The sequence below is a fragment of the Chryseobacterium endalhagicum genome (assembly GCF_016745235.1).
GTDB lineage: Bacteria > Bacteroidota > Bacteroidia > Flavobacteriales > Weeksellaceae > Chryseobacterium > Chryseobacterium endalhagicum.
Genome location: NZ_JAELVM010000002.1, coordinates 253,205 through 275,749 on the forward strand (window position 1 = coordinate 253,205; position 22,545 = coordinate 275,749).

Consider the following 22,545-nt stretch of genomic DNA (forward strand, 5'->3'; position numbering starts at 1 on the left):
AAGATGTTACGTTGAATGGACTCATTTCAGCTACATCAAAAACACAAACAGGAAATACATGAATAAATTTATCTGAAGTTTTACAATAGCTTTATTTTATTCCATTAAACGCAATAAAAATAAAACTTCACTATGGTTTGAATAATTTTTTCTATGAAAGTGCTTATAATTCAGAGATAATTTTATACCTTCGTTATCACCAAAAAATATTTTATATGAAAAGAAACTTCAAATTCTGCTTATTAGCAGGAGCCATAGCCGCTTTCTCCCTGTCTGCGTGCCGTGATGACAAAATGGAAGAATCTGCTCTTCCGGAATCCGAAACTTCCAGTGCCAAAATAGAACAGCCTGGAGACCTTGAAAAAATATGTTCTTATGTAGACCAATACTGGAGCTCTACTGCAGTATTGAAAACAGGACTTCAAAACACAGCCGACACCAATTTCATGAACGCCCAGATGACTAAAATTGCCAGTCTTTGGGGAAGAAGCAATCCTACGCTGCGTTTCGTAGACGATCCTTCCAATTTTAATTCTACCTACAATGCCATTTCCTATTCTACAGGGAAAATCTATTATGGGTACGCCATCTACGCTGACGCCAAAAACAAAGGCGGTGATATCGTTAATGCTATGATCCTTGCCCACGAGTACGGACACCAGCTTCAATACATCTTTAATCTTCCTTCTGTAAACGAATCCACAGCAAGACCCAACGAACTGGAAGCAGACGGTTTTGCAGGCTATTATCTGAGAAGACCTAACGGATACAACAAAACAAGCTTTGCCGAAATTGCAGCAGCCTATGAATTTGCACAGAGCATCGGAGATTATCAGACGACCAGCTCAAACCACCACGGAACTCCTCCTCAGAGAAGATCTGCCGTACGTTTAGGGTTCCTTCTTGGACAATATGACCTTAATGCAGCCAATTTTGACTATAACTTCTTCTATTATTATCAAGGCGTATTAAACGGAACTTACAAAATGGGTAAAAACTCTGTAAATCCGGAGATTGATGCCTATATGAGCCAATATATGGATGAACTTAGAAAAATCCAGACCGGAGAAATCTCCGAAGAAGAATTTAAACATCTTAAATAAACATTCATTTTTAGCATATTTAATTAAGGAGACAGACAGCAATGTTTTGTCTCCTTTTAGTTTATTTGAAAATATCCCAAAGTTTATATACTTTTGAACCTTATCCTAAACACATGAACAGAGATCTCTACATTGACTTTGCTAAAGGAATGGCAACCCTCTCCATTATATTCATCCATACCGCTTTCTGGTCGGGACAGTTTTACATTCCTGCAGAAGTAAGAGTATTTTCTCTCGTGTTTGATGTGGCCTTATTCTACGCATTAAGCGGAATCACCTCAGGATCGAACATTGAAAAAACCTTCTACAGATTATTAAAGCTTCAGATCACCTACATGATCTTTGTAACGTTTCTGTTCTTTATGGATTATTTTTTCAAGGTCTTCGGATTGACATTCTTTTCCATGGAATGGCTGCAAAACTTCTATTCAACTTTCGGATCAAAATATGCAACAACAGGTGTATCTGATATTCCGCAGTGGCAGAATCTCGGAAACTGGTACCTCCATCAGTATACCAATGCTGACACATTTCCTGTAGTAATGGGAAGTTTCTGGTATCTGAAAGTCTATTTTATCCTGGCTGTTTTTGGAGTATTAATCTTAAAATTTTTCCCGAAACATGTCAATTGGTTTATAGGCCTCTGTCTTGTCTTAACCTTATTATTCAACATTTTTCCGGAATATTATCCAGCCGGACAGGTCGGTTATGTAGCTTTTTATCTCGCAATATTTTTAGTTGCCCATCAGATGCGTGGAAAAACAATTCCTGCAAAGGTAATTCCGGTCGCTTATCTGCTGGTCGCTGCTGCTTTAATCTGGATGTTCTGGTATTACGGCGGGGAAATTTTTTATAAGATCAATAAAAATAAGTTCCCTCCAAAGATTCCTTATATTATCTGGTCCCTGTTCTCACTGACCACTTTATTTGTTCTTTACAACAGATTAAAGATCACGAAAGAGAATTTCGTCACCCATATCGGAAAGAATGCTATCTTTTTCTATTTTGCCCAGGGTTTAAGCTCATCCCTGGTGTATTTCATTGTAGTTCCATTAAAGGAAAATATGCCCTGGTGGATCCTGATGATCATTATTTATGTTATTAATGTAATTCTTGCTTTCATCATTGCAGCCGGACTAAAAAAAGTAGACAGCCTTGGTTGGAACGTTTTAGAGTTTTTAAGAAAAAAAACAGCAAATCAATAACTTTATAAGCCAATTTTGAATAAAATAATCTTTATTACCGCAATTTATTTTAATTTTACAAAAAATTCAAAGCATGTTTAAGTTGAAACTTCCTACCGATCCAAGGTGGGCGAATATTGCAGAGGAAAACATTGGAGAAATTTTAACGGATCACGCATGGTGCGAGCAAAAAGCAGCAACCAATGCTATCGGTCTGATCACAATGCTTCCCGAATATTCTGAGATCGTAACGGAACTTCTCGCCATTGCGCAGGAAGAGCTTGATCATTTCAACCAGGTACATGAGATCATTAAAAAGAGAGGTTATACTTTCGGAAGAGCCCGGAAAGATGATTACGTGAATGAACTTGCTAAATTTATCATTCAGGGAAGCCGTGAAGACTTAATTGTAGATAAAATGCTTTTCGCCGCCATGATCGAAGCCAGAAGCTGCGAAAGATTTAAAGTGCTTACCGAAAATATTAAGGATGAAGAGCTGAAAACATTCTACAAAGAGCTTATGATCTCGGAAGCCAATCATTACACCACATTCATAGGATTTGCCAGACAGCTTGGTGATCCTGAAAAAGTAAACAAACGCTGGGACGCATGGCTTGAATACGAAGCCAATATCATTAAATCTTACGGAAATAAAGAATCCATCCACGGCTAAAATAAAAAAAGTAAAAAATCCACGTTGAAAAAACCGACCTTCGAGAATATTGCCAATTTTTTCCTGAAAAACTTTTTTCAGGGACTGGTTATCATTGGGCCTATCGGGCTTACCATTTTTGTAATATGGTACATCGTAAGCGCCATTGACAATATTATCCCTTCTGTTGCAAAAGAAATTCCGGGACTGGTTTTTGTTTCAACGATTCTGATCACGGCGATTCTGGGTTATCTGGGAAACAAATTCGTAGTGGGAAGGTTCTTTTTTGATACAATGGACAGCCTTCTGGAGAAAACTCCCGGAGTAAAGCATATCTACACGCCTACCAAAGACGTGATGTCTTCGTTTGTAGGAGACAAAAAGAAGTTCAACGATCCTGTATGGGTAAAAACCAATGAAAATCCGGAGATCTGGAGAATCGGGTTTTTAACGCAGAAAGAAATGTCGGACGTTGAAAAACACAATTACGTTGCCGTATACTTACCTCACTCCTATGCGATTTCGGGATGGGTCATTGTGACGGAAGAAAAAAACATCAAGCCTGTAGTAGGCATGACTGCTGCTTCTGCCATGAAGTTTGCAGTAAGCGGCGGTGTTGCAGGATTCCATTCTGACGACAATATTTTCAAAGCTCCGGAATAATTTTTCCTGCTTAATTCAAAATCAGCAGTATCAAACTGCTTTCCTGTTTTCTTAGTTTTTAAAATATTATGTTAACCAAAAATCTGTTTTGGACACACCAGCATATCTGTTTTTTAACTCTATATCATTCAAGTAATTACAAAAAAATATGATCACTAATAATCCACTTTTAAACTGCGATCCAGAAAAAGGAGTATGCGAAATCCTTGAAACACCAGGTTCAGAATCATCTGCAGAACAGCTGCAGAGCACCAAAGATAAAATCACCATTATTTATTATACAGACCCCATCTGCTCTTCATGCTGGGGAATTGAAGCCCAGTTAAGAAAAATGAAACTGGAATACGGCGATGCTGTGGAACTGGATTACAGAATGGGAGGCCTTTTACCATCCTGGGATATTTACAATTCCGGCGGGATCAGCAAGCCAGGAGATGTTGCCCACCATTGGGAAGAAGTGAGCCCTTATTATCAGATGCCTATTGAAGGCGGAGTCTGGCTGACAGACCCTCTGAATTCTTCCTATCCTCCGTCAATTGCTTTTAAAGCTGCTCAAATGCAGGATAAAAAGAAAGCAGTAGACTATATGAGAATTACCCGTGAAATGGTTTTCCTTGACCAATTAAACATCACAAAACAGGAACATCTTGAAAAAGCCGCAGAACTCGCTGGATTAGATGCAGCACAATGGAAAGAGGATTATGAATCCAAAGCTCAGATTGAGTTCAAAAAAGATCTTGATCTTGCAAGACAGCTTGGGGTAAGAGGATTTCCTACACTGATTTTCACCAAAGATGACGAAATTTTAGATATTCTATATGGTTTCAAACCTTACGCAGATTTTGAAAGAAGAATAACAAAAATAAGCCCTGATGCGAAAAAGCAGAAATATTCTACTGAGCCTGAACAGCTTTTTGCAGTTTATCCTACTTTAACCACTCAGGAATTCGCAGTTCTTTCAAATATTTCTTTCGAAAAGGCGTTTGAAACTCTTATAAAGCTCAGCGGCGAAAAAATTATTTCCCGTAAGCAGTATAAAAACGGAGACCTCTGGGTTTTCAGTAAAAACTAATAACACGATTTAAAACTAATAAGGATGTATAAAGTTGCAATCATAGGAGCTGGAGTTTCCGGGTTGAGTATGGCCAATTATTTGGAAAAAAATAATATTGAGTACCATATCTACGAAAGGAGAACCCAAAATGACCTGAAAGGACACGGATTTATTCTTCCCAAAGAAGGCATTGAGTTTCTTTCCAGCATCATTAATATTGATGATCTGTATAAAAAAGGCCAGTTTTTAAAAAAATACCTTCACTATCACCAAAGCGGTGAAATTCTTTCTGAAAAGGAGCTTGAAGATGTTTTTGTAGTTTCCAGAAGTGCCCTGATAGAGATTTTGGCTCAGGGAGTTCCTTCTGATAAAATATCTTATGAAACGACAGTCACTCTGAACGGTTTCTCCGAAGGAAAGGCGGATATCACGATTAATGACGGTGCAGCTTTGGAAGCCGATATCATTGTGGCTTCAGACGGTTCAAGAAGCAGGATCAGAAGAAAGATCTTCGAGGATGAAAAAATGAAAGCCGTTTTAGAAAACGAAGTGGTCAACATTATTGAAAATGAAGAAATTGCAGGTAAGCTTGAAAATAATTTCCTTAAATTCCACCATGAAAACGGTGGTCTTACGTTTGGAGTTCTGAAGCTTTCTTCTACAAAAGTTCTCTGGTACTGCCAGTTTGATATCACCAAATTCTTCATCAATGAAGATTATACGCCGGATTGCATCAGACAGTTCATCGTTGATAATTTTGGGGACTGGAACCCTCTGGTATCTTCTATCATCAATGATTCCAGCTATGAAAATGCTCACATATGGAGAGTGTACGAACTGGAAAAGCTTAACCCTTTCTATCATGAAAATGTAGTGTTTATAGGCGATGCAGCCCATCCACTGATTCCGTTTACCAGCCAGGGTGTGACTTCTGCCCTGAAGGATTCTTACGTTTTAACGAATCTTTTACTGGAAGGAAACAGTCTGCCGGAAACCTTCAAAACCTACGAGGAAGTACGAAAAGCCGAAATAGAGATCCACATCAGCAACGGAAGAGCATTACTGAACCAGTTCCTGCTGCCATTGTGCGACCAGCAAAAAAATACCTTACCCATTTCATACAAATAAAAAATGTTTACAAATAAAGATATCAATTTCGAAGCCCTGAAAAGAAAAGCCTACAACGGAAGATGGGCAACCCTTGAGAACGGGATCATTCCATTAACCGCGGCAGATCCGGATTTCAGAATGTCCCATGAAATCGAGAACGGAATCATTGAATACATCAAAGACGGATACCTCAGCTACGGACCTTTTTCCGGAATTCCTGAATTTAAAGCAAGCGTGGCCAAACATTTCAATACAGAAAAGAAAGGAAGTTTCACGCCTGACAATGTTTTAGCCGTAAACAGTGCGGCGATGGGAATGTTCCTGATTGCGAAATACGTTCTTGGCCCCGGAGATGAAGCCATTATTTTTGACCCGGTAGATTTCTTATTCAAAAAAACTGTAGACGCAGCCGGTGGAACCATCAGATTGTGCGCTGTTGATTCCAAAACAGGAGAAATTGATTTTGAGATGCTTACTTCTCTGATTACACCCAAAACAAAACTTATCAGCATCTGTAATCCTCACAACCCGGTAGGAAGAATTTACTCAAAGGAGGTTTTAATCAGGATTTCAGAAATTGCCGAAGCTCATGATCTTTGGGTAATGAGTGATGAGATCTGGAGTGATATTGTGTATGACAACAAGGAATTTAATACGTATTCTTCAGTTTCCGAAGCTGCAAAGAAAAAAAGCTTTACCGTTTTTGGATTTTCAAAGTCATACGGAATTGCCGGATTAAGAATTGGAGCAGTTTTATGTAATGATCAGGAACTTTTGGATGATTTTACGGAAAAATCACAGTTCAATTCTACCATTGAAGGTGTTTCCACGCTATCTCAGATTGCGGCCAGTGTGGCTATTGAAAAGGCTAAGCCTTGGTTTAATGACTTCCTTACGCATCTGCAGCACAACAGGGATCTTGCCCATACTATGCTGAGCAACTCCGGTATTCTGACGCCTAATTTACCTGAGGCCACTTTTGTAATTTTCCCTAAAATTGAGAACGGATATTCAAGTGATGCCTTTGCACAGCACGTTTTAAAGGAAGGAAAGGTAGCCGTTGTTCCGGGTTCTGAAAGATGGTTCGGGAAAGGTGCTGAAGGTCATATCAGAATTTGTTTTTCCACTTCAAGAGAAATTCTGGAAGAAGGATTGAACCGGGTAATCGGAAGTTTTTAAGGTTGATAATTTTCACAATTAAAACCAAAACAGTTAATATTTTACTATAATTAACAAAAAATAAAGTTAATTTAAATATTTTGTTCACAATAGCTTATTTCCACATTGATTTGAGGATAAAATTCAATATTTTTGAATCAATCACCAAATCAAATAGGAAATATGAAATTGAAATACACAAGTATTCTTTTTTTGGGAACCGTATCTATGTTTTACTCACAAAACACCAATGATACCATCGCCAAAGAGTCAAAAATAGAAGAAGTATCTGTTACCGGAAGCCGGAATAAAAAAAGAACCGTGACCAACACGCCTGTTCCTGTGGATGTTATTGACATTAAACAGGTCAGCCAGTCTACAGGTCAGATAGAGGTGAATCAGCTTCTTCAGTTCAGTGCGCCTTCATTTAATTCCAACAAACAATCGGGATCAGACGGAGCGGATGCAGTAGATCCTGCCACACTTCGCGGTCTTGGTCCCGACCAGACTCTTCTCCTTCTCAATGGAAAGAGATACCATCAGTCATCTCTGATCAACCTTTTCGGAACCAAAGGAAGAGGAAATACGGGCTCGGATATGAATACCATCCCGATCGGGGCCATCAAAAGAATTGAGGTGCTGCGTGACGGAGCTTCTGCCCAGTATGGTTCTGATGCTATAGCCGGGGTAATCAACGTGATTCTCAACGACCGCAACCAGGGTTTTGAAGGCAATGCCTTCTATGGAATGAATGTTTTTAAAAGCCCGGGAGATAAAGATGTGGTTTCTGAACGCAAAATAGATGGTACCACTTTCGATTTCAGTGGAAATTTAGGAACGAAAATAGGCAATAAAGGCGGCTTCGGTAACTTCACCGTAGAGTTTGTCAATAAGGACAGAACCATCCGTAATGCCAATCCTGAGAAATATTCCACGCCGAGAGAGAAGTTTGGGGATGCCAAATCTCAGAATATTTATTTCTTCGGAAATGTGGAACTGCCGTTATCAGATGGCTTAAAATTCTATTCTCGACAAGGCTTTTCCCACCGTAAAACAAATGCTTATGCCTGGACAAGATCTGCAGATGCTGACGGAAATATTCCTGAAGTTTATCCGAACGGTTTTAATCCTCTTCAAAACACTAGTATCACGGATTTCACCTTTGACAATGGCCTGAAGTTTAAAGTGGCCGGCTGGGATGTTGATTTTTCCAATGCATTCGGAAGCAATAGATTTACCTACCAGATAGACAATACAATTAATGCGACTTTGGGAGTAAAATCACCGACCAGTTTTAATGCCGGAGGTCATTCTCTTTTGCAGAATACGACAGGTTTTAATGCCTCAAAACAATTTGGAGTTCTTAACGGTTTAAACATTGCATTCGGATCTGAATTCAGATATGAGCAATTTGAAATCATCAAAGGAGAAGAAGCATCATACGCAATGTATGACATCAATGGAAATATTGTAACAGCCAGCACTCCTCAAAGCTTACTGGTTACCAATCCGCTTTCCGGAGACAGCAGACCGGGGGGCTCACAGGGATTTCCAGGTTATTCACAGGAAGTTAACAAGAACCGTAATAATTTTGCCGCATATATAGACACCGAACTTGACATTACCAAGAATTGGATGATCAGTGTGGCCGGAAGGTTTGAAAATTACAGTGATTTCGGGAGTACTTTGAATGGTAAATTTGCCACAAGGTATGCGATTACGCCTAAGTTTGCCTTCAGAGGATCTGTTTCTACAGGGTTCAGAGCGCCTTCACTGGCACAGAAATACTACAGCCTTCAGTTCACGAATTTCCAGAGCGGGCAGCTTGTAACCATCCAGCTTGCTTCCAATGACAGTGATCTTGCAAAAACGGTAGGAATTCCGCAGCTAAAACAGGAAACCTCTCTGAACGGAAGTGCCGGTTTTACTTTCAACTCAGGAAAGTTTACAGCAACCGTTGATGGATATTACATCAAGGTAAAAGACAGAATTGTACTGACGGGAAATTTCTCGCAGGATGATGATGCCATCGGAAATATTCTGGCCGAAAACCATATTGATCAGGCACAGTTTTTCACGAATGCCATTGATACCAGAACAAAAGGTGTTGATGTTATTATCAGCTACACAGAAAATATTGGCAATGGAAAACTTTCTGCAACACTAGCCGGAAATTACAATGAAATGGAGATCACGAAAGTAAACACTACCGAAAAGCTACAGGGAAAAGAGGATACCTATCTAAGCCCTAGAGAACGTGCCTTTATCCTGGCTTCCGCTCCCAAAACAAAGATCAATCTGAACTTAAATTATAAAATTGATAAGTTTAATGCAAACGTTCAGCTTGTAAGATTTGACAAAGTGAAACTGATTGGTTACAGCGGTGCTGATGATTACCAGCTTTATGGCGCAAAAGTAACTACTGACATTTCTTTCGGTTATGAGTTCTCCAAAAATTTCAACCTTACAATCGGAAGTAAGAACTTATTCAACCGTTACCCAACTCTACAGACTGCGCATGTAGATGGAAATACAGAATCCGGAGGCATCTTCGATCCTGTACAGATGGGATTTGCCGGAAGACAGGCTTTCGCCAGACTAAACTTTAAGTTTTAATATAAAAAGAGCTTTATAAGCAAATTCGCAAACCGCCAATTTGCTTATAGCTCTTCTTTTTATTTCTTTGAGATTTTGTAGAGTTTTCCGCTGTCTGTTACCGCATACAGATTACCATCCATTCCATTCAGAACATCTCTGAACCTTTCTTTCTGATCGGCCAGAAGACGTTCTTCTCCTACTACTTTATTATCCTTCATAACCACACGGTTGATATGTTCACCGCTGAGACATCCAATCATAAGATTTCCTTTCCATTCCTCAATATTTCCCGTGTAGAATGTTACTCCGCTTGGTGAAATTACCGGATCCCAATAATAAACGGGCTGTTCGGTGCCTTCTTTTTGAGTGATTCCGTTTCCTACTTTTGCCCCTGAATATTCAATTCCGTAGGTCACATCTCCCCAGCCGTAATTTTTTCCGGGCTGAATTAAATTAATTTCATCGCCTCCTCTTGGGCCCATTTCAACATCCCAAAGCGTTCCGTTCGGATCAATCGCCATTCCCTGAGGATTTCTTACCCCATAGGCATAAATTTCAGGCTTATAACCCTGTTTCCCGATGAATGGGTTTCCGGGGGCAGGCTTTCCGTCTTTCGTAATTTTCAGAATCTTCCCTAAATAATTGTCCGTTTTCTGAGCATAGACTCTGGTTTCTTTATCAGATCTTTCTCCTGTACTTACAAACAGATTCCCGTCTTTGTCAAATTCCAGCCTGCTTCCATAGTGCTTATCGCCATCATAAGAAGGTTCTGCACGGAAAATAACCTTAACATCTGTGATATTTTTCAGATCACCTGAAAGTTTTCCTTTTGCTACAGAGGTAAGATTACCTTCTCCAAAAGGTTCTGAAAAGCTGAAATAGATTATATTATTGGATTTAAAATCCGGATCAAGGGCTACATCCAGCATTCCGCCCTGCCCTTTTGCATCTACTTTCGGGAAACCTTCAATTTTGGAAACCTGTTTTCCATCGGAGGAAACTACATTCATATGACCGTTTTTATCGGTAATAAGAAATTTCCCGTCGGGAAGGTTGATAATTCCCCAGGGTCTGCCGAGGTCTTTGTTGAGGATTTCCACATTATATGCGGTTGCCGTTTTTACCGCTTTAATCCTGGTCTGCCCTTTAAAAGCAGGCTTATAGTTGGTATTAGCCTTATCAGTTTCTACACTGCCGTCGGTTCCTGTCTGCTGGGCATTTGCATTGTTTTTATTACATGATGATAAAAGTAAAAAAACACTGAGCCCAGGAATAAAAAGATGATTGAATTTCATACTGCTATAATTTAGTGATTAAAAGATAAATAGAAAAATAATGCCATAAAAATTTGCAGGAATAGAATTTTATTCTACATTTGTAGAATAAATTACAACATTGTAGAATGAAAGATATAAAATTAACTGATTCTGAAAAGCGGCTTATGGAAATCCTTTGGGAGAAGAAACGTATTTTCATGAAGGATATTCTTGAGGCCTATCCGGAACCGAAACCAGCCGCAACTACTGTAGCCACACTTCTGAAAAGAATGCAGAACAAAGATCTGGTAGGCTATACACTGTATGGAAATTCCCGCGAATACTACCCGAAAGTAGAAAAAGGGGAATATTTCAATGAGGAAATGACCTCTATGATTGACCGTTTTTTTAACAGCTCCGTGACTCAGTTTGCATCGTTTTTTACGTCTAATACCAAATTCAGTCAAAAGCAGCTGAAAGAACTCCGCGACATTATTGATCAACAGATAAAAGAATAAAAATGCTGCCCATTGTTTTAAAAATAATTCTGTGCTCTTCAGTATTCATTGCGGTTTATTATCTGTTCCTGGAGAAAGAGAAAATGTATCGGTTTAACAGGTTTTACTTATTATTTTCTCTTGTGCTTTCTTATATAATTCCGTTTATCACGATTACAACAGAGTCTCCAAAAGTCGAAAACAGTCCGCAGATTATCATTGAAGACACCGCACAGCAGATCATCCTCACACAACCTGCTCAGGAAAGTTTTGACTGGATGAATATAGTATGGATGATTTATGCAGGCATTACAATTTTCTTTCTGATACGGTTTATTCTATCTTTCAGAGCTTTGAAAAAAATACAGGGAGAAAAGCGGATCTACCGGAATCACAATGTGGTGGTAACCCATGAGAATCTTGCTCCTTTCAGTTTCTGGAATACAATTTATTTAGGGGAAAATTATATTCAGCATCAGGTAATTGACCCGAGAATATTCCTTCACGAAAAAAGCCACATAGACCAAAAACACAGTATTGATCTTATCATCATGGACATCTTAAAGATTTTCACATGGTTTAATCCGGTTCTTTTCTTTTATAAAAAGGCGGTGATCACCAATCATGAATATCTGGCTGATGAAGCCGTTCTGATGAGCAGTTACAATATAAAAGACTATCAGAATCTGATTCTTGAAGAGATTATAAGCAGTCAGAATCCAACGCTGACCCATTCATTTAATTTTAACAACACCAAAAAACGATTTATTATGATGACCGCAAAAAAATCTAAGTTCAGTTTCCTGAAAAAAGCAGTCGGAATTACTTCTCTTATCGCTGCAACGGCATTATTTGCAGAAAGAACGTATACCGTGAATCAACCCGTCACTGATGATATTCAAAAAGTGACCGGAAAAAATACAGCTGTTTTATCTGCACAAGATCCATATCAGGAATTCAAAGAAATTTTAAGTAGATATGCTGATCTTTTAAACAGTGGAAAGTATGCAGAATTCTCCAAAAAAGTATCTGAAAGCGATAAAAAAAGACTGGAAGAACTGTACCCGCAGCTAACCGATGTCCAGAAAAGTGAACAGAAAATCACCTTTTTCAATACTCCGGGATTGCAAAAGAGAATTCCTACTGAAAATGAATTACAATCATTTTTAAACAAAAATAATTATGCGGTATGGATTGATTCCAAAAAGATCGAAAACAACAGCTTAAAAAACTATAAAACATCTGATTTCTCACAGGTTTTCATCAGTAAGGTTGGCCAGAATGCCAGAACGGCAAAAAATCCGCAGCCCTATCAGGTGAGCTTAATGACCCATCATTATTTCGAAAAAACAAAGGAGGAACAGCCACAAACCGCCATGGGATTCAAGAAGGAGGTCATAAAAACAGTTTCAGATACAATCCCTCCAAAGAAAACAGCAAGCAGCGAAGGTAAAAACACAGATAACAATACTGATCAACATTTTACTGCGGCAGAATATCCCGGAGGAGCTGCAGCCTTAAGAAAAAAAATAGCCCAGACTATGGACACCAGTTTATTCAGTTCCAAAGATGGGACCCTCAGCTCAATCGCATATATATACATTGACGAGGTAGGAAAAACAACAAAGGTAACAGCTTCGGGCAATAATGAAGCTTTTAACAACGAGCTCATCAGGACAGTCAGGATGATAAGCAACGAAACGACCTGGAAGCCTGTAACCCAAGATGGAAAAATAGTGGGAGTCGTCTATAAAGTCCCTGCTACAATGACTTTCCAATAGGATTGAATGAAAAGCGCTAGATAACTAGCGCTTTTTAATTTACATACTTGAAGCTGATGAAAATTTTACTATCAAAACATTCATCTTCAAATACTTTATGAAGGCTAAAAATTTCTTTCGTATTTTTGTTGTATACATCATTTCCTATGAACTTTAATCTTCATTCAGAATATAAACCCACAGGCGACCAGCCACAGGCGATCGAAAAACTTACCGAAGGCATCGAGATCGGCGAAAAATACCAGACACTTCTGGGTGTGACCGGTTCCGGGAAAACCTTTACGGTAGCGAACGTTGTACAGAATGTTCAGAAACCTACCCTGGTCCTGGCTCACAATAAGACACTGGCTGCACAGCTCTTCATGGAGTTTAAAGAATTTTTTCCCGATAACGCGGTTGAATATTTTGTCAGCTACTATGACTACTACCAGCCGGAAGCTTATATTGCAACTACCGGAACTTATATTGAAAAGGATCTTAGCATCAATGAAGAAGTGGAAAAACTTCGTCTTTCGGCCACTGCCAGCCTGCTTTCCGGAAGAAGGGATGTGCTGATTGTAGCTTCTGTTTCCTGTATTTATGGTATTGGAAACCCTTCAGAATTTCATAAGTCACTTATCACTTTAGCTATTGGAGAGAAAGTGACCAGAACTGCGCTTTTGCATTCATTAGTTAATGCATTGTACGCCAGAACACTGGGAGACTTCCAAAGAGGAACATTCCGTGTAAAAGGAGATGTTATTGATGTTTTTCCTGCTTATGCTGACAATGCGGTCCGGATTCAGTTTTTCGGAGATGAGATTGAAAAAATCCAGAGTTTTGATCCGGTAAGCGGAAATGTGGAAGCCAATTTTGACCAGATTCAGATTTATCCCGCGAATCTTTTCGTGACCTCAAAAGAAACGTTAAACGGAGCAATCAGAAGTATTCAGGATGATATGGTGAAGCAGGTAGATTTCTTTAATTCCATTGAAAAACCGCTTGAAGCCAAAAGATTACAGGAAAGAACGGAGCTCGACCTTGAAATGATCAAAGAACTAGGTTACTGTTCCGGCATTGAGAACTATTCGAGATATCTGGATGGAAGACTTCCGGGATCAAGACCTTTCTGCCTGATCGATTATTTCCCTAAAGACTTTTTAATGGTCATTGATGAAAGCCACGTTACGGTTCCCCAGGTTCACGCCATGTACGGTGGTGACCGAAGCAGAAAAGAATCACTGGTGGAATACGGTTTCAGACTTCCGGCCGCGATGGATAACAGACCTCTTAAGTTTGAAGAATTTGAGACCATGCAAAATCAGGTGATCTATGTTTCCGCAACTCCCGCCGATTACGAGCTTGAGAAAACCGGAGGGGCATATATTGAACAGATTATCCGTCCTACAGGCCTTCTGGACCCTGTGATTGAGGTAAGGCCAAGTTTAAATCAGATTGATGATTTAATGGAAGAAATCCAGAAAAGAGCTGATGCTGATGAAAGAGTTCTGGTAACGACCTTAACTAAAAAAATGGCTGAGGAACTGACCAAATATTTTATGAAATTCGGAATCAGGACCCGTTATATTCACTCGGATGTGGAAACCCTGGAACGTATTCAGATCATGCAGGATCTTCGTTTAGGCCTTTTCGATGTATTGATCGGAGTGAATTTATTAAGAGAAGGACTTGACCTTCCTGAAGTTTCCCTGGTAGCCATTCTGGATGCCGATAAGGAAGGAATGCTCAGAAGCAGAAGATCCATGATACAAACGGTGGGACGTGCCGCGAGGAATGTAAACGGAAAAGCCATCATGTATGCCGATAAGATCACAAAATCTATGCAGGCAGCCCTTGATGAGACGGAATACCGCCGAAACAAACAGATACAGCATAATGAAGCGAACGGACTTGTTCCAACAGCTTTAAATAAAAAAATATCAGAAAATCTGGTCGGAAGAAGCAAAGACTTCCCGGATCCGAAATATACGCAGAAAGAGATTCTTCAGAAAGCTGCCGAAACAAAAGCCAGCTACGGCGGTGAAGACATTGAAAAAATGATTGTGCAAAAGCAGAAAGAAATGGAAGCCGCGGCCAAAAATCTTGATTTCATAAAAGCGGCGAAGCTGAGGGATGAGATTGCGGCTTTGAAAGAATAATTGGGCAGAATATATTTCGGGCGGCATCTTCGATGCCGCCCGAAATTATACTATTTTCATTTAAAAATCTGTTATCTTAAAGAAGCCCTGATCGGTATCAGAAGTTCCATCAGCCCATTCAGTTTAATTTCATAAACCGTTGCCAGCTGCATTCCTAATTTTCCTTTGGGCATTCCTTTTCTGTTGAACCATTCAAGGTAGCTTACCGGAAGATCGGCAAGTACTGTTCCTTCGTATTTTCCAAAAGGCATCTTCACGACGCATATTTCTTTTAATATTTCTGAATTGACTCCTTCCACCTTTATACAATTAAATTGATTTTACCATCATCTCCCTTATCTTTCCCGGGAAGTTCAAGGTCGGGTGGCGTATCTTCATCCGAGAATTCATTTCTGTAAACCTGAATCAGAAGAACGGTAAACGAGATCAGAATCGGTCCGAAAATAAGCCCCATAAAGCCAAATAGATTCATCCCCATGATAATTCCGAATACGGTGTTCAGCGGGTGAATATTTTCCAGCCTTTTCAGGAGAGTAAACCGGAGAAGGTTATCGGTAAGTCCTACCACTACAAGACAGTAAGCGGCAAGTCCAAGCCCCTGCCCTGTATTCCCTTCTGCGATCATAAAGACACATACCGGAATATAAACAATGGCTGCTCCTACCACAGGAATCATTGAAGCAGCAGCGGTCAAGGCAAAAAGAAGCACCGGACTTGGGGCTCCAAAAATAAAATACCCTACCAGTGCCACAACACCCTGTCCTATAGCCACTACCGGAATCCCAATAGCGTTGGCCATGATTAATTTTCTCAGCTTATCGCCGATCAAGGAAATATTGGCTCTCTTCAAAGGTGCGGAAGAACTGAGCACTTTCTCAAACAGTCTGGGTCTTTCCAGCATAAAATACAGGATAAAATACATGGACATGATCACAGTAAGTGTATTGAAAGTCCCGCTCAGCGCAGAAGTAGAAAATCTTCCGGCAGAGTTTTTCACTTTATCCATATTCTCCTTGCTCAGAATATCAAAACTGGTTTTCGAGTAGATATATGAGTGTATCTTATCCAGAAATACATTGAATTTAGTCATATAAACCTGGGCATTTCCAAGCTTGTCAATCAGAAGGTCTACAATAAAATAGACCGGAAGAATAAGTATGACAAGACTCGCGAGCATTAACACCAGCGCGGCCAGCCACGGTTTCCACTTCTTTTCTTCCTGCAGATAAAAATTATACCTTCTGCACACCACATAAATGGTTATTGCCCCTAACACGGAGGGTATAAACAGGGAAAGATTAAAGCAGATCAATCCGGTAAGCACGAGAATGATGGCGATCAGAGCCACCTGTTTTATTGCAACATTACTGATCTGTTTATCTTTATTCATTGATCTGTTTTTATATTAATTTTTAAATCCGATCTGTCTTGGCTTTCCTAAAAATGCACAATACGTAGAGTACATAACCACCATTATGAAGGGTGCCGTTACGATGATACCAATACCGCACAGAATGATTCCTGCAAAAGAAATCAATCCTCCTAAAACAGTTACTCCAAGAAATGTTCCATAATTTTCTTTGGCAATATTGAACGACTTTCCTAAAGCCTCAGTAGCCGATGCATTTTCAAATAAAAGAATTGGGTAACCTAACAGAAGTAATGGATACACAAAAATAATCGGGAAGAAACACAATGACATAGCAACCGTAGAAATAAGCCCCGAAAGAATACTGTAAATCAAGATATTCACAAAATTCTGCTTGTATCCAATGAACAGATCAGCAAAATCAATCTGGCTTTTCGTGTTGTATTTGTTGACAATATAGATCAATCCTACGTACAACGGAGCAAGCAGGAGGCTCAAAAGACCTGATAATGTAAGATACAGAGAAAAGCCTGGCATATTCCAGTAGCTGAAGCTTGAATAATCTCCTTCCAGGTCCTGCATCTCTTCCATCATAGACATAGAATTAAAGCCACTCACAGACTGGATGATGAAGCCGCCTATAAGATAAATGATCATTGCAACAATCCCGTAAAGGAAAACTCCTTTAAACATTTCAAAGGAATGCGAAATGATAGATCCGGTATCTCTGTTTGGAACGGACCCCTGCTGGTCAAATTCGTTAAATTCTGACATAGTTTAATATTTAATGATTTCACCAAATTTAACTTTTTTTGGCAGAAAAAACATATTAAACCTATTTAAAATTTAACTTTTCTCTGAGAAAATGGTTTTGTATAAAGAGTAAATCATGGCATTCCAAAAGGGAAATGTAAAAAGACCGCCTATAAACAACAGGGCAAAACCTGCATATTTAAAGATTACAGCCACGATAACACAAACCAGGATTTCAATAAAATATTTCCTTAAGGCCTGTATATTCAAAGAAATAGCCTCAAAAATTCTCTTGTCGGTAAAAAACATGAGGGGAGCAACAAACACCGTAATACACACCCAGAGTACGGCAAGAAATAGGGTAGGCATCGTTAATCTGTAAACCATAATCCAGAAGATATAGTAGCCCAGATATTTAAAAAAATTAAGCCCGTTATACCCCACAAACATATCTCCCAATTCAATTTTCTCATTAAGATCTATTTTTCTGAAGATCTGAAACAGTCCTAAATTTAATGGATAAAGAAAAATACCGGTCGCTAAAATGGCATAGCTGAACATCTGATAATTTTCAGTAGCGGCCAATGCTTTTAATTTTTCCAGATATACGGTAGTTCCCTGCTGTAAAGCTTCCGCAAGCTCCTGATTCTGCTCCCACAATCCAAATCTGGCTGCAAAGAAAAACATGGAGGTGAAAAAGATGGCAAAAAAGATAATGGAAAACATTAACTGAAAAATCAACGTCTTGTTCCAATAGAAAAAAGCCTGCTTCAATATAAAATCTATTCCCGGTTTCTGAGGATATCTGTTCTGCATCTAAAAATATTTCTGCAAAAGTAGTCATCAATAATTATTTTTGCAGAATGTTTTCAATGAATCATCAAAAATTTATGGAAATGGACGAACTTTCCCTTCAGAAGGTTCCTTACTTTTTCATGATCGATTTCCTTGCGGGGAATGTAGAAATATATCCGGAAAATGAAATTGAAAAATCAGGTTTATTAATTGATTTTCAAACATTTTCAAACTCAAAAAAACAAGAAGAGCTCACTAAAAAAATTGAATGGACACCTTTTCCGGAGACGCTGAAAAGCTTTAAAGAAGGCTTTGATAAAGTTCAGAAAAATATTCGTCTGGGAAATTCTTATCTTACCAATTATACCAGAAAAACGGAAGTTCAGACGAATTTAAGCCTTGAAGAAATTTTTTATCATTCAATTGCGAAGTACAAAGTATTTTATAAAGATTTTTTTGTATTTTTTTCTCCTGAAACTTTTGTAAAGATTATAGACGGTAAAATTTTAACCTATCCCATGAAAGGTACTATTGATGCCTCATTGGAAAATGCCGCTGAAGTTTTGAAAAATGACAAAAAGGAAAAAGCCGAGCATTATACAGTGGTGGATCTTCTGCGGAATGACCTCAGCATGGTGGCAGATGATGTGAAAGTTGACCAGTTCCAGCATATTGACCTCATCAGAACGCAGCAAAAAGACCTGTATGCCATGAGTTCTGAAATTTCAGGAACCGTAAAACCTGAATTCGAAGGAAAAATCGGAAGCATGATGAAAAAACTATTGCCGGCTGGATCAATTCTTGGAGCACCAAAACCTAAAACACTGGAAATAATCTTAGATGCAGAAGGATATGACAGAGGGTATTATACCGGAGTCTGCGGCTGGTTTGACGGGGAAAACCTCGACAGCTGCGTGATGATACGCTTTATTGAAAAAGAGGGAGACCGCCTCTATTTCAAAAGTGGCGGCGGTATAACCCACATGAGCAGGTTAGAAGACGAATATCAGGAAATGAAAAATAAAATCTATGTCCCAATTCATTGAAAGCATAAAAGTAGAAGATCAGGAAATTTTCCTTTTGGATCTGCATCAGAAACGTATCAATCAGACATTTGCCCATTTCGGAAAAGAGGGTTCTATTGATCTGGCCAAGATCTTCAAAAACCTCGAACATGATGAAGACGGCCTTTTCAAGCTGAGACTTTCCTATGACCTTGATAAAAGGATCCGCACCATGATGATTCCGTATGCTATTCCTGAAATACACAGCTTCCAGCTGGTGGAAAATAACAGCTTCGATTATTCTTTCAAATTTGAAGACCGTAAAGAGTTGGACAAGATGAAGATGAAATCCAAAGCGGAGGAAATCATTATCGTGAAGAACAACCACATCACCGATACTTCTTTTTCCAATATCCTTTTCCTGAAAGGCAAGGACTGGTTCACACCGGCAACCTATCTTCTGAACGGAGTCCAGAGACAGAATCTATTGAAACACAAGAAAATAAAAGAAACGGAAATTACCCTTCAGAACATTAAACAGTTCTCTCATTTTCAACTGATTAATGCGATGAATGACTTTGATGATATGTTTATTTATCCCATCGACAGAATTACCAACCTGCCGGGGAATGAAGAATATCTTGACCTTTAATTCCCTTTCATAAATTCGAAATACGCCTTCTGAACATCTGCACTGTTTTTCCCGTAGGTATTGACTTCCAGGATTTTCGGCTGCAGATCAGGCTTGAAGAAATTCTCTAAAACCCTGTCCAGCGTAGGTTCGTCTTCCACTTTGATGTAGGAGAATCCGAAATGTTTCGCCAGGTGCTCAGCATGCTTGCGGTGTTTCGTAGCAATAAATTCATCTAATGTATTTGGATTGGCATTTCCCGGTCCCGGAATAATTTTGAAGATATTTCCTTCCCCGTTATTGAAAATAATAATCCTTACAAATGGAGGAATATACTGATTCCAAAGCCCGTTGATGTCATAAAAGAAACTAAGATCTCCTGTAATCACAAGGGTAGGATTCGCATTTTTAATAGCAAAGCCCATGGCTGTGGAGGTTGAGCCGTCTATCCCGCTCGTTCCCCTGTTGCAGTACATTCTTCTTTTTCCGAAATCAAACAGCTGCGCATATCTGATCGCGGAAGAATTACTGAAATGAATATTATAGTTTTCAGGAATAGTCTGAGAAGCTTTATTGAAGAAATAAAAATCTGAAAACTCAGCTTTGTTCAGGAAAAGCTCATGTCTTGCATCTTTTTTGTCCCTTAAAACATCCCAGAGGTTAAAATAAGGTCTTGGTTCAAGATTGATGAATTTCAACAATTTGGAAAAGAACACTTCCGGTTTTACCTCGATTTTTTCGGTCAGCGAGAAATACGTATCCGGCTGCCAGACTTCATCCAGATGCCAGTGCTGTTTCGGGCGGGCACTTCTTAAGAACTGTTTTACTTTTTTGGAAACTACATTCTGACCAACAGTAATCAAAAGATCCGGAGCATAAGTTTTATAGTCTTCTTCCGTGAAATTAAAGATATAACGGTCGATATGTCTGAAAAACTTCTCATGATAAAGATTGGAATTGGCCTCGCTCAGTACCACAACAGAGTGGTTCTTCACAAGCTGGGTCAGCTGGTTTTCCAACTCCGGGCTGTAATCCCTTGTTCCTACCAAAAGCATGATCCTCTGAGACGTATGCCAATCAGCGATCAGATTGGAAGGAAGCTCATACTCCTTATGCCTGATGGTTTTTTCAACCGTAGGGAAAGAAGGAAGTTCAGAAACCAACTCGTACAATGGTTCTTCCAGGGGAATATTGATATGAACAGGCCCCTGTTTTTCAAAGCAGAGCTCAATCGCTTTTTTAATAATGTCAAAATTAATGTCTTCCGCATTTTCTTTGCTGTCTTCCAAAAGCTGGAAGTCACCGTAAGAATGCTGGTGAAAAATATCCTTCTGCCTGATCGTCTGTCCGTCGAAAATATCTACGAAATCCGTAGGCCTATCGGCGGTAAGAATCAAAAGCGGAACATTCTGGTAAAAAGCTTCGGTTACCGCCGGGTAATAATTAGCCACAGCAGAACCGCTGGTACACGTAATGGCAACAGGTTTCTTCTCGCTTTTCGCCATTCCTATTCCTACAAAAGCAGCGCTTCTTTCGTCAACAATACTGTAACAGTTGAAGGTATCAATTTCCGACAAATGAATAGCCAGAGGAGCATTTCTTGATCCCGGGGAAATGATAACATCTGAAATTCCGTACTGCTGAAGAAGGTGGGCAAGTATCTGAATACTTCGCTTAGAAGAATATTTTTTCATATGGCAAATTTAACTGATAAATACTTATTTTAGAATCATTTCATTTAAAAAAAATGTAATTTTGTATTTCGTAAATTTCTAATAATGGATAAAATACCTAGTGTAGACCTGCGTGATTTCCTTTCGGACAACCCGGAACGCAAACAGAAATTTGTAAATGAAATCGGAAAAGCTTATGAAGAAATTGGTTTTGTAGCCTTAAAAGGCCATTTTCTTGATGACAAACTAGTAGACGAACTCTATGGAGAGGTTAAAAACTTTTTTGACCAGCCAGTAGAAACCAAACAGAAGTATGAAATTCCCGGAATCGGCGGCCAGAGAGGCTACGTAGGATTCGGAAAAGAAACGGCAAAAGGTTTCAAAAAAGGAGATTTAAAAGAATTTTGGCATTTCGGACAGTATGTCTCTGATGACTCAAAATACAAATCCGAGTATCCTGACAACGTGATCGTGGATGAACTTCCAAAGTTCAACGAAGTAGGTAAAGAAGCCTATCAGATGCTTGAAAAAACAGGCCAGTATGTATTAAGAGCTTTGGCTATATATCTTGGTCTGGATGAGTATTATTTTGACAACAAAATTGCGGAAGGAAACTCTATCCTGAGACCTATCCACTACCCGCCAATCACTCAGGAACCGGATGACGCTGTAAGAGCCGCTGCTCATGGGGACATCAACCTTATTACCCTTTTAATGGGATCTCAGGGGAAAGGTCTTCAGGTTCAGAATCACAACGGAGACTGGATTGATGCTATTGCTGAGCCGGATGAATTGATGATCAACGTTGGGGATATGCTTTCAAGACATACCAACAACAAACTGAAATCTACGATTCACAGAGTGGTAAATCCGCCTAGAGAATTATGGGGAACTTCAAGATACTCTATCCCGTTCTTTATGCACCCGGTGAGCGAAATGTCACTGAATGCTCTTGAAAACTGTGTAGATGAAAACAATCCGAAACTGTATGAAGATACTACTGCGGGAGAATTCCTGCACGAAAGACTGATCGAATTAGGATTGATCAAAAAATAGTATAAGAAAGTCAATAATTGCTCTGTATTCCGGTGATCAGTTCATGCTGTCCCTTTCAGAACAATTATTG

At 39.3% G+C, this 22,545-nt stretch carries 20 protein-coding genes; 14 read left to right on the forward strand and 6 right to left on the reverse strand.

What is annotated here, in order from left to right; all coding sequences use genetic code 11:
- The first annotated feature begins 215 nt into the window (after nt 1–215).
- The 8 genes from JET18_RS11420 (at nt 216) to JET18_RS11455 (ending at nt 9,540) form a co-directional block, all read left to right on the forward strand.
- On the forward strand, nt 216–1,103 hold the full coding sequence (locus JET18_RS11420) for a neutral zinc metallopeptidase (protein WP_202091166.1): 888 nt from the start codon (nt 216–218) through the stop codon (nt 1,101–1,103).
- Nucleotides 1,104–1,216: 113 nt separating this feature from the next.
- Complete coding sequence (locus tag JET18_RS11425) at nt 1,217–2,308, forward strand: acyltransferase family protein (protein WP_202091168.1); 1,092 nt, start codon at nt 1,217–1,219, stop codon at nt 2,306–2,308.
- 73 nt (nt 2,309–2,381) lie between these two features.
- Nucleotides 2,382–2,960 carry a tRNA-(ms[2]io[6]A)-hydroxylase gene (gene miaE, locus JET18_RS11430; protein ID WP_202091170.1) on the forward strand — a complete coding sequence of 193 codons (579 nt, stop codon included), beginning with the start codon at nt 2,382–2,384 and terminating at the stop codon, nt 2,958–2,960.
- Between the two features lie 24 nt (nt 2,961–2,984).
- Nucleotides 2,985–3,602 (forward strand): DUF502 domain-containing protein, encoded by a 618-nt coding sequence (locus JET18_RS11435; protein WP_048505345.1) that lies wholly within the window; start codon nt 2,985–2,987, stop codon nt 3,600–3,602.
- 148 nt (nt 3,603–3,750) lie between these two features.
- Nucleotides 3,751–4,674, forward strand: a complete 924-nt coding sequence (locus JET18_RS11440; protein WP_202091172.1) for a DsbA family protein — start codon at nt 3,751–3,753, stop codon at nt 4,672–4,674.
- 24 nt (nt 4,675–4,698) lie between these two features.
- Nucleotides 4,699–5,784, forward strand: coding sequence for an FAD-dependent oxidoreductase (locus JET18_RS11445; RefSeq protein ID WP_202091174.1), 1,086 nt, complete (start codon nt 4,699–4,701; stop codon nt 5,782–5,784).
- A gap of 3 nt (nt 5,785–5,787) precedes the next feature.
- Nucleotides 5,788–6,945 carry a pyridoxal phosphate-dependent aminotransferase gene (locus JET18_RS11450; RefSeq protein WP_202091176.1) on the forward strand — a complete coding sequence of 386 codons (1,158 nt, stop codon included), beginning with the start codon at nt 5,788–5,790 and terminating at the stop codon, nt 6,943–6,945.
- A 162-nt stretch (nt 6,946–7,107) separates the two neighbouring features.
- Nucleotides 7,108–9,540 (forward strand): TonB-dependent receptor plug domain-containing protein, encoded by a 2,433-nt coding sequence (locus tag JET18_RS11455; RefSeq protein WP_202091178.1) that lies wholly within the window; start codon nt 7,108–7,110, stop codon nt 9,538–9,540.
- Between the two features lie 59 nt (nt 9,541–9,599).
- Here JET18_RS11455 and JET18_RS11460 read toward each other — a convergent pair whose 3' ends face one another.
- A complete protein-coding gene (locus JET18_RS11460; RefSeq protein ID WP_202091180.1) occupies nt 9,600–10,817 on the reverse strand; it encodes a PQQ-dependent sugar dehydrogenase in 1,218 nt (405 codons plus the stop codon).
- Between the two features lie 107 nt (nt 10,818–10,924).
- Here JET18_RS11460 and JET18_RS11465 point away from each other — a divergent pair, with 107 nt between their 5' ends.
- The 3 genes from JET18_RS11465 (at nt 10,925) to uvrB (ending at nt 15,194) form a co-directional block, all read left to right on the forward strand.
- Nucleotides 10,925–11,296, forward strand: coding sequence for a BlaI/MecI/CopY family transcriptional regulator (locus JET18_RS11465; RefSeq protein WP_202091182.1), 372 nt, complete (start codon nt 10,925–10,927; stop codon nt 11,294–11,296).
- 2 nt (nt 11,297–11,298) lie between these two features.
- Nucleotides 11,299–13,056, forward strand: a complete 1,758-nt coding sequence (locus JET18_RS11470) for a M56 family metallopeptidase (protein ID WP_202091184.1) — start codon at nt 11,299–11,301, stop codon at nt 13,054–13,056.
- A 146-nt stretch (nt 13,057–13,202) separates the two neighbouring features.
- Nucleotides 13,203–15,194: an excinuclease ABC subunit UvrB gene (uvrB, locus tag JET18_RS11475; protein ID WP_202091186.1), complete on the forward strand. Its 1,992-nt coding sequence runs from the start codon at nt 13,203–13,205 to the stop codon at nt 15,192–15,194.
- Nucleotides 15,195–15,265: 71 nt separating this feature from the next.
- On the opposite strand, the gene JET18_RS11480 is transcribed toward uvrB, so the two are convergent.
- The 4 genes from JET18_RS11480 to JET18_RS11495 all read right to left on the reverse strand — a co-directional run bounded on the left by JET18_RS11480 (nt 15,266) and on the right by JET18_RS11495 (nt 18,132).
- Nucleotides 15,266–15,493: a DUF3820 family protein gene (locus tag JET18_RS11480; protein ID WP_202091189.1), complete on the reverse strand. Its 228-nt coding sequence runs from the start codon at nt 15,491–15,493 to the stop codon at nt 15,266–15,268.
- A gap of 2 nt (nt 15,494–15,495) precedes the next feature.
- Complete coding sequence (locus JET18_RS11485; protein ID WP_202091191.1) at nt 15,496–16,584, reverse strand: AI-2E family transporter; 1,089 nt, start codon at nt 16,582–16,584, stop codon at nt 15,496–15,498.
- A gap of 15 nt (nt 16,585–16,599) precedes the next feature.
- Nucleotides 16,600–17,337 carry a beta-carotene 15,15'-monooxygenase gene (locus tag JET18_RS11490; RefSeq protein WP_202091193.1) on the reverse strand — a complete coding sequence of 246 codons (738 nt, stop codon included), beginning with the start codon at nt 17,335–17,337 and terminating at the stop codon, nt 16,600–16,602.
- A 72-nt stretch (nt 17,338–17,409) separates the two neighbouring features.
- The gene (locus JET18_RS11495) at nt 17,410–18,132 is read right to left on the reverse strand and encodes a hypothetical protein (protein WP_202091195.1); all 723 of its coding nucleotides are present in this window, start codon (nt 18,130–18,132) and stop codon (nt 17,410–17,412) included.
- A 47-nt stretch (nt 18,133–18,179) separates the two neighbouring features.
- On the opposite strand from JET18_RS11495, the gene JET18_RS11500 reads away from it, so the two are divergent.
- Complete coding sequence (locus JET18_RS11500) at nt 18,180–19,157, forward strand: aminodeoxychorismate synthase component I (protein WP_202091197.1); 978 nt, start codon at nt 18,180–18,182, stop codon at nt 19,155–19,157.
- Nucleotides 19,141–19,767, forward strand: a complete 627-nt coding sequence (locus JET18_RS11505) for an aminotransferase class IV (protein WP_202091199.1) — start codon at nt 19,141–19,143, stop codon at nt 19,765–19,767. Before JET18_RS11500 ends, JET18_RS11505 begins: the two co-directional genes overlap by 17 nt.
- On the opposite strand, the gene menD is transcribed toward JET18_RS11505, so the two are convergent.
- The gene (gene menD, locus JET18_RS11510) at nt 19,764–21,440 is read right to left on the reverse strand and encodes a 2-succinyl-5-enolpyruvyl-6-hydroxy-3-cyclohexene-1-carboxylic-acid synthase (protein WP_202091201.1); all 1,677 of its coding nucleotides are present in this window, start codon (nt 21,438–21,440) and stop codon (nt 19,764–19,766) included. The genes JET18_RS11505 and menD overlap by 4 nt on opposite strands.
- Nucleotides 21,441–21,524: 84 nt before the next feature.
- On the opposite strand from menD, the gene JET18_RS11515 reads away from it, so the two are divergent.
- A complete protein-coding gene (locus JET18_RS11515; RefSeq protein ID WP_202091204.1) occupies nt 21,525–22,475 on the forward strand; it encodes an isopenicillin N synthase family dioxygenase in 951 nt (316 codons plus the stop codon).
- Nucleotides 22,476–22,545: the final 70 nt, after the last annotated feature.